This window comes from Schlesneria sp., from assembly GCF_036405755.1.
In the GTDB taxonomy this organism is placed as follows: Bacteria; Planctomycetota; Planctomycetia; order Planctomycetales; family Planctomycetaceae; genus Schlesneria; species Schlesneria sphaerica.
The window spans coordinates 1-2,796 of sequence record NZ_DASWWZ010000640.1; the positions used below are offsets into that span (position 1 = coordinate 1).

Annotated in this window: 2 protein-coding genes; one reads left to right on the top strand and one right to left on the bottom strand. The window is 57.4% G+C overall.

Annotated features, from left to right (window positions below; translation table 11 throughout):
• The first annotated feature begins 241 nt into the window (after window positions 1-241).
• Window positions 242-1,630, top strand: a complete 1,389-nt coding sequence (locus VGE80_RS21340; protein ID WP_440594045.1) for a DUF1501 domain-containing protein — start codon at window positions 242-244, stop codon at window positions 1,628-1,630.
• Between the two features lie 508 nt (window positions 1,631-2,138).
• Here VGE80_RS21340 and VGE80_RS21345 read toward each other — a convergent pair.
• Entirely contained in the window at window positions 2,139-2,387 is a 249-nt protein-coding gene (locus tag VGE80_RS21345) for a hypothetical protein (protein WP_373650995.1), read from the bottom strand.
• Between the last annotated feature and the right edge of the window lie 409 nt (window positions 2,388-2,796).

A 2,796-nucleotide genomic window follows, 5' to 3' on the forward strand; every position in this document is an offset into this window, starting at 1 on the left:
CGCAGAGGACTCGCTCAGGGCGAGGGCTCAAAACACCAAAACATCAAACCGACGTGGCACTCGTGCTCCGTCGGTTTTTCTATTGGTCTCTCAGGGAAGGACCGGCTCTAGTCCTGACGTCGTCAGCGCTGGCTTTCTGAACGAGTCGCTCGTAATCAGTCAGAGTATGTTACAGTACCAGGTGCCCATGCATTGATCGTGGTTTGAGTGATGACAAACGCTTGCTGGTGGAGCTTCCCCCATGATGCATCTTTCGGGTTCTGGAGTGGCACACACGTGCGACGGCGTTTCGCGGCGCGACTTCATGCAGGTCGGCTCGCTAGGCGCGATCGGACTTTCGATGGCTGACGCCGCGGCGATGGAAGCGCGTGCCGCTGAGTCTTCAACGAAGCGGCCCGGCAAGGATCAGCGATCATGCATCATGATTTTCAATCTGGGTGCGCCGAGTCAGCTCGACACGTTCGATCCCAAACCGGATGCCCCCGCAGAAATTCGGGGGCCCTTCAAGGCCATCTCGACGAAGTCACCCGCGATCCAGATCAGTGAGATCTTCCCCCGACATGCCGCCATTGCCGATAAGATCTCGTTTGTTCGCAGTTGTAATCATGGTGCTCCCGCAGTGCATGATGCGGGCTGGCAGATGATGCAGACCGGGCGTTTCTTCACCGGAGGGGTCAACACGCCGCATGCCGGCAGCGTGACATCTTATCTGATGGGGCGCAAGACGGATCTTCCTCCCTTCGTGGTCCTTCCCGAACTGATGGGATCAGGGGGTGGAAACCTGCCCAACGGACAAGCGGGCGGGTTCCTCGGCAAGGCGTATGATCCCTTTGCCCTCAATGCGGATCCCTCCAGGCCCGACTTTGCAGTCCCGGATCTATTGCCTCCTGCGCAGCTTGGCGAAGTTCGCCTTCAGCGTCGTCAGCGCTTGCGGAACGTCGTCGAGCAGTCGCTCTCAGGATTCGAGCAAAGCGAGAATGCCCAACTGATTGACAGCAGTTTTCAGTCGGCCTTTCGTCTGATTTCCAGTCCACAGGCTCGCGAGGCGTTCGACCTGAACAAGGAGTCGCCCGCCGTTCGCGAACGATATGGAATGAATCGATTTGGCCAGTGCTGTCTTCTCGCGCGTCGCCTGGTCGAGGCGGGGGTTCGGTTCGTCACAATTAACACCTTCCTGACGGTGTTCAACGAAGATACCTGGGACATCCATGGGACACTCCCTTTCACCTCCATCGAAGGGATGAAGAACATCGTGGCGCCCATGTACGATCAGGCCTACACCGCATTGATTGAAGACCTGGTCGAACGAGGGATGCTCGACGAAACCCTCGTCTGCAACCTCGCCGAATTTGGCAGAACGCCACGCGTGAATCCTGCGGGGGGGAGAGACCACTGGTCACAATGCTGGACCGTGTACTTTGCAGGAGGAGGAGTTCAGGGGGGCCGCGTTGTCGGACGGAGTGACCCGATTGGCGGTTATCCCGCGGAACGACCCGTGACCCCTCCCGATGTTGTCGCGACGATCTATCACAGTTTGGGATTCAATGTGGAAGAGCATCTTCCTGGTCCCGCAGGTCGGCCGTTTCCTCTGGCCGACTTCGGTACAAAGCCAATCCTTGAGCTGTTTTAGCAGGAGAGAATGGGGATCGTCGTTTAGGTGAGCTTCGTCTGAATCGACCCGCGATCCTGTGGACCTGTCCCGTCGGTGGAAGCGTCGGCACGCTGAGGAGGGATGGCTTGCGCGGTGGCGATTCGCGCGTGTTTCAGCGGCATGTTCTTGAAAGACTTTGCCGTCTGGTGAGCAATCCGAGTCTGACACCGCGGCGGGCCTGATCGAGCCTGGATGAATGCTGCTTCGCGGGTATTGCTTTGTTGGTGCCCCTCTGGTTGGGGTTGCATCCCAGTCATCGCGCAGCAAAAAACCCTTCGCGAGCCGACGAACTCAGACTCGATGAAATCGTGTCTGAAATCGCTGACTGCGAAGGGCTCGTCCCCCCCGACATCGCCGGATCGCGATCTGTTCGATCACGGATTGTCCGACGATGTACGAGTCGCGTGATGCGAGTCTGCTCGTCGTAGACGTACAAGCAACCTCAGCATGGTGTTCGATTCATCCGACGGGCGTCCGGGCACTGCGATCAGTAGCCCGCGTTTTCGTTGAGGCCCTGCATGGATGCCTCACGGTCGGCTTTATACTTTTCCAGGGCGCGAATCTGCCGGGACAGTTTCTGCTCAGGCCCTTTGGGGAAATACTGAACATCATCATCCAGATAGTAGGCCGATGGCAAGGTTTGGCCTCCAATCGTTGTCTGAAGACATCCGATCGAATTGGCCGAGATCAGCAAGCCTGCTACCAGATGCATGTGCCAGCCCGATTTCGCTTTCATTGCAACATCCTTGCACGACAAATTCCCCACGAAGCAACCGTGGCGTTCCCTACTTAGATCGGCGAACGAAGCCCGAATCTTTCGCAGATTCAGCATAACCCGCCACATTTATGGCTTTCATGCAAGGGGCGAGGAAAATGGCATGCAGAAATGGGCGCACAAACTCTCTATTTTTCCCAGACATCCTGATCCGCAGAGGCGGGAGCGCGCCGCATTTCGGAGATTCTCGTTCTGATCCATTCTGTAATCGAAGTCACGCGTCGTCAGGAAATTGTGATCCATTCCCGGAAGCGTGATTCATCCACGTTTCTTCCGCTCAGGACGATGACGATGTCCCCTTCTCCGTCCAGCGAGATCTTCCCGGTCAGCAGGGCGGCTGTGGAAATCGCGCCGGAAGGCTCGGTCCGCA

Bases quoted from the DNA above. Each gene is read 5' to 3' on its own strand.
- VGE80_RS21340 (WP_440594045.1), top strand. From the start codon at position 242: ATGATGCATCTTTCGGGTTCTGGAGTGGCACACACGTGCGACGGCGTT.
- VGE80_RS21345 (WP_373650995.1), bottom strand. From the start codon at position 2,387: ATGAAAGCGAAATCGGGCTGGCACATGCATCTGGTAGCAGGCTTGCTG.